The 4,458-nt window shown below is 60.6% G+C and carries 5 protein-coding genes; 2 read left to right on the top strand and 3 right to left on the bottom strand.

The genetic code is table 11. From position 1 onward, the window contains the following. Positions 1–72 precede the first annotated feature (72 nt). The 3 genes from ABW043_RS10660 to ABW043_RS10670 all read right to left on the bottom strand — a co-directional run bounded on the left by ABW043_RS10660 (position 73) and on the right by ABW043_RS10670 (position 2,338). Positions 73–699 (bottom strand): transglutaminase-like cysteine peptidase, encoded by a 627-nt coding sequence (locus tag ABW043_RS10660; RefSeq protein WP_353921190.1) that lies wholly within the window; start codon positions 697–699, stop codon positions 73–75. 175 nt (positions 700–874) lie between these two features. Continuing rightward, positions 875–1,480 carry a PilZ domain-containing protein gene (locus tag ABW043_RS10665; protein ID WP_353921191.1) on the bottom strand — a complete coding sequence of 202 codons (606 nt, stop codon included), beginning with the start codon at positions 1,478–1,480 and terminating at the stop codon, positions 875–877. Positions 1,481–1,684: 204 nt separating this feature from the next. Next, positions 1,685–2,338, bottom strand: a complete 654-nt coding sequence (locus ABW043_RS10670; RefSeq protein WP_353921192.1) for a PAS domain-containing protein — start codon at positions 2,336–2,338, stop codon at positions 1,685–1,687. Positions 2,339–2,518: 180 nt separating this feature from the next. On the opposite strand from ABW043_RS10670, the gene ABW043_RS10675 reads away from it, so the two are divergent. Both ABW043_RS10675 and ABW043_RS10680 read left to right on the top strand, forming a co-directional pair. Next, positions 2,519–3,253 carry a rhomboid family intramembrane serine protease gene (locus ABW043_RS10675; RefSeq protein WP_353921193.1) on the top strand — a complete coding sequence of 245 codons (735 nt, stop codon included), beginning with the start codon at positions 2,519–2,521 and terminating at the stop codon, positions 3,251–3,253. A 135-nt stretch (positions 3,254–3,388) separates the two neighbouring features. Then, the coding region (locus ABW043_RS10680) for a TGS domain-containing protein (protein ID WP_353921194.1) at positions 3,389–4,458 on the top strand (1,070 nt) is incomplete at its 3' end.

Below are 4,458 nucleotides of genomic sequence, written 5' to 3' on the forward strand. Positions count from 1 at the left end.
CTTCGCTGCAGCGAGAGCCGGCCTTGTTCATCAGGTCCCTATCAGGGATTAGTCGGGCGGGACCCGGAAAACCTAATTGTTCGCCGCCACGATCGTCATGCGATCATCGAGCATATCGACCCACTGGCCGGCATGCGCCTGCGACTGGCGCTTGAGATATTGGTAGGGCGTTTCATTCCAGACGCGCACCGCGCTTTCCTGGTTGTCGAGCACCAGGTCGCCACGATCGGTCCGCACCATCAGCACGGCATGGCCGCTGCCATCGCTCTGGCGCACCACGGCGATCAGTAGCGTGCTGGGCGACCAGCCGGCCTCGATAAGCGCCTGGCGCTTGGCGAGAACGAAGTCCTCGCAATCACCATAGCCGCTGGTCGGATAGGTCCAGAATTCCTCAACCTGGTAGAGTTCCTGGTCCGTCACCGGAATGATGGTCTGGTTATAATGGGCATTGATTGAAACGAGCTGCTGCCAGTTGCCTTCGGTCAAGGTGACGGCCGCCTCGACCGAGCCATTGGCCTGGCATTCGCTCGGACGCGACCGGCAAAAATCCAGATGGCCAACCGGAATGGACGTATTGGTACTGGCAACCTGCACATAGGCTGCATTGGTAAAGTCGATAGCCGCACTGGGTTGGGCCCAGACTGCGAGCGTCGCAGCGGCAAGACTTGCCACCATCAGACGCCTGTTTCGGATTGCCATAACGCGATCTCCCTGATGGAGACCACGCTAAGGGGGCCGACTTGCCCCGGTCCGAAAACTGCCGAGCAGTTTTTATGCGTGTTTTAGGATAGTTTGATCTGTGTTTTAGCGGGCCCGGTAAGGGTGCGTTTACGCTAGCCCTTGCGCTTCATTGGATGGAGGCGGCGGGCCCGCCCTAGTTCATCACGCGCAGGTTCTGCTGCACGACATTGAGCATTTCCTGCGCAGCCGCAAATTCCACGGCCACGCCATTCTGGAAATGACGGACTACGCGAGCGCGCATGCGGCCGAGCGTGATCGGCGTGCCCATGGCCGGGCGCACATCGAGCTCGATGGCCGCGCCCGAAAGCGAAATGTCGATGATCTTGCAGTTATAGCGCCTGCCGTCGTCGAGAACGACGGTGGAGTGCCGCAGGTCGGGCACGACGCGTTCGTGCCGGCGATCTTCCGGCAGGTTGAGCACGTCCTTGTTGGCAAGCCAGGTGAGCTGGGCCGCCATCTTGTCGCGCTTGCGCGGCGTGGCCGCGATATCCATCAGGAAGCCGCCATCGACCTGCTTGAGAATGGTGCCTTCGATGCGGCCCATGTGATCGATATAGGCAATGATGCGCTCGCCCTCGATCCCCGGCACCGGCGCAATCACCACGGCATCGCCTGGCGACATTTCGAGAACCTGGCAGGGAAACTCGCGGCGATCGGCAAGCATATAGCGGCCAAGGATGGAGACCTTGACGCGTTGAAACCGCCCTTCTTGCGCACGAGGCTGCGAAGGAGAGGGCATGCGTGCTGAATCGAGATCGTCACTAAGCATGCGTTCACCGGTCCCCGCCCGCACGTAAAAGTGCAAGTACCGTAACGATTCTCGGTTAACGCTTTGTTGGTGATGGTGGGGCCGAACGGGCCAGTGCGCGGTTTCTTTTGAACGAAACCGACGCCCCTACAAATAGATAGACGCGCGACCAGGCAGATCCGGTCGCGCCAAGTCTTAGTTTCGGCCGCCGTCGATCACGGCCAGGTGGGCATAGCGACGGGCGCTGCGACCGAAAAGAGTGGTCGGCATGGCCATGGTCGACGCAGCAGGGGCAAAGCCGATGTCGTTGACGACGCTGGCCGCAACTTCGGGCATCGATTCTTCGCGCGGCATTTCATCCGGCCAGATAAGGCGCAGGCCGGTGATGCGCTGCTCGGCAATCGGCTGCACGCCGAGCCAGTAGGGCTCTTCGTTTGCCGTCATGCCGCCAAGAATGCGCGTGTGGCTCGAGCCATTGTGGCGCAGCGGCATCAGGATCATCTCGAAAGACGTCTTGGTGTGGAGCGCAGTCGAACCCTGGAAGGTGACGAGTGCCACGGCATGATCTTCCGTCACGGCGCGGATCAGGGTTTCCATCGCGTCCTGGTCACGGTCGTGCCAGAGAGCGGAGAAGGAGCGGCCCTTCAGTTCACGGCAATAGCTGGTGCAAAGGTGCGAACCGGCCAAGCGGAAAGAGAATTTGTCCTCGTCATTGAGTTCGAGGATGAAGGTATTGGCGAGAGCCTCGCGAATGCGGGTGGGGTCGATGTCCTTGCGGTCGGGCGCGCTGCGGGCGCCACGAATCGTGTTCCAATAGGTATAGAGCGTATTGGTGCTCGGCATCTGCATGGTAGGACCCGCTTGTTTATAAGCGGCATCCCATCTCCCCAGAGAGTCTCGCCGCATCGGGACAATGACAAATCGGCAGGGCGATTGCCCGCTTAAACATTAATTAAGGTTAACGCTGGCGTCCCAATGTGGAAAAGCTTTGCGTAAGCCGCGGAGCGCAAGGTTTCAGGGAGAAAAACGATGAGTGAACCCGAGCAGATGCCCGGTTCCCAAGGCCGCCCGCCGCGCGAGCCGATCTTCCTTTTGCCCACTGCGGTGACCATTCTCGTCGGTATTCTTGTCGCGATTCACCTTGCGGCAACCATGGCGCTTAACGAGGCGGGGCAGACCCAGCTCTATTTCTGGTTCGCCTTCCAGCCGCTTCGTATCGTTCTGGCACCGCAGGATATCTCTGTCGCGATTCCCCTGCTGTGGACGCCATTTTCCCATGCCTTCCTTCACGGCGGTTGGGATCATCTCCTCGTCAACGTTGCCTGGCTCGTCATCTTCGCCAGTCCGGTCGTCCGGCGCTATGGGGCAGGGCCCATGCTTGCCATCTTCCTCGTTTCGGCCGCCGCTGGTGCCGCAGCCTTTGCGGCCACCTCGCTTTATTCAGGCGCCTATCTGATCGGCGCCTCGGGCGGCGTCGCAGGGCTCACCGGCGCCGCAGTCCGGTTCATCTTCCAGCCGGTCCTTTACGCTCAGCATCCCGAGACCGGCCAACGCGTCGTCCTTGGCCGGCGTCTCGCCACGCTGCGCGAAGTCTTGGTCAATCCGCGCTCGCGATTCTTCACCTTGATCTGGCTCGTGCTCAACGCCGCCGTCCCCCTCGCGCCGCTCCTTATGGGGGCCAGCCTCGGCGTTGCCTGGCAGGCGCATCTCGGCGGCTTCTTCGCCGGCCTGCTGATGGTCGGGCTTTTCGAGCGGAAGCACTAGGCTCGCGCGCCGGCGCGACAAGGCTTAAGCAGCGTCCGGTTTGTCCTTCGAGGGCTGGCAGGAGGACAAAAGCATGCTATTCAGGCCGCCTTGCAGCGATTGGCGCTGCATAAATCCAATTTCTGGAGACTGAAAATGTCGATCAAGGTGACGTTCCCCGATGGTGCAGCTCGCGAATTTCCGCGCGGCACCACCGGCACCACCGTGGTCGAAGGCATCTCCAAGAGCCTGGCCAAGAAGACCATTGCCATGCGCTGGAACGGCGTCGTTTCCGATCTTTCGGACGCGCTCGATTCCGATGGCTCTATTGAGTTCGTGACGCGCGATTCCGGTTCCAAGGACGCGCTCGAACTCATTCGCCATGACGCAGCCCACGTTCTGGCCGAGGCCGTGCAGGAGCTTTGGCCCGATACGCAGGTGACCATTGGTCCGGTGATCGAGAACGGCTTCTACTACGACTTCTACCGTCAGGCCGGTCCGTTCACGGAAGATGAGCTGCGTGTCATCGAAAAGAAGATGAGCGAAATCATCGACCGCGGTGCGGCCTTCACCAAGGAAGTGTGGACGCGCGACCAGGCCAAGGACTGGTTCGAAGCCAAAGGCGAGGCCTTCAAGGTCGAGCTGGTGGACGCCATTCCGGCGGATCAGTCGATCAAGATGTATGCGCAGGGCCAGTGGAAGGACCTTTGCCGCGGCCCGCACATGCGGACCGTGAAGGATGTCGGCCAGGCCTTCAAGCTGACCAAGGTGGCAGGCGCTTATTGGCGTGGTGACAGCAACCGTCCGGTGCTGTCGCGCATCTACGGCACCGCTTTCCCGACCAAGGAAGAGCTCGACGCTTATCTCCTGATGATGGAAGAGGCCGAAAAGCGCGACCATCGCAAGATCGGCCAGGACCTGGATTTGTTCCACTTCCAGGCTGAAGCGCAGGGCTCGGTGTTCTGGCACCCGCGTGGCTTTGTCATCTATAACCAGATGGAGGCGTATATCCGCCGTCGGTTGAACAACTCGGGTTATGTCGAGGTAAAGACGCCGCAGCTGATGCATTCCAAATTCTGGGAAATGTCCGGCCACTGGGGCAAGTATCGCGAAAACATGTTCGTGGTGCCTGACCAGGTTCCGAACACCGACGACGACAAGCCGATCTTCGAGAACGACGGCGACTTGCTCGCCCTGAAGCCGATGAACTGCCCGGCGCACGTGCA

It is taken from the genome of Devosia sp., from assembly GCF_040509215.1.
In the GTDB taxonomy this organism is placed as follows: Bacteria; Pseudomonadota; Alphaproteobacteria; order Rhizobiales; family Devosiaceae; genus Devosia.

What these genes read in the sequence shown, in the direction of transcription:
- ABW043_RS10665 (WP_353921191.1), bottom strand. Translation starts at nt 1,480, where the DNA reads ATGCCCTCTCCTTCGCAGCCTCGTGCGCAAGAAGGGCGGTTTCAACGC.
- ABW043_RS10660 (WP_353921190.1), bottom strand. Translation starts at nt 699, where the DNA reads ATGGCAATCCGAAACAGGCGTCTGATGGTGGCAAGTCTTGCCGCTGCG.
- ABW043_RS10675 (WP_353921193.1), top strand. Translation starts at nt 2,519, where the DNA reads ATGAGTGAACCCGAGCAGATGCCCGGTTCCCAAGGCCGCCCGCCGCGC.
- ABW043_RS10670 (WP_353921192.1), bottom strand. Translation starts at nt 2,338, where the DNA reads ATGCAGATGCCGAGCACCAATACGCTCTATACCTATTGGAACACGATT.